At 49.8% G+C, this 249-nt stretch carries 1 protein-coding gene; it reads right to left on the reverse strand.

Annotation, left to right across the window (positions count from 1 at the left end):
• Positions 1 to 35 precede the first annotated feature (35 nt).
• A partial coding sequence (locus QN347_RS20570; protein ID WP_323494514.1) for an uL13 family ribosomal protein occupies positions 36 to 249 on the reverse strand: 214 nt, incomplete at its 5' end.

A 249-nucleotide genomic window follows, 5' to 3' on the forward strand; every position in this document is an offset into this window, starting at 1 on the left:
GTACCGTAGTTGTAATTACCGATCATGGCTAATCCTTAGATGTCGAGTACTTGAGGTTGCTGCGCAGTGTGCGGATGAGTTGCCTCAGCGTACACTTTCAGCTTCTTGATCATCGCGTAACCGAGTGGGCCTTTAGGCAACATGCCTTTAACTGCCTTCTCGAGTGCACGGCCTGGAAAACGCGCTTGCATTTTCTGGAAATTAGTTTCGTAGATACCGCCTGGGTAGCCAGTGTGACGGTAGTAAGTC

Origin of the sequence: Sphingomonas sp. 10B4, assembly GCF_035019905.1 — a bacterium.
GTDB lineage: Bacteria > Pseudomonadota > Alphaproteobacteria > Sphingomonadales > Sphingomonadaceae > Sphingomonas > Sphingomonas glacialis.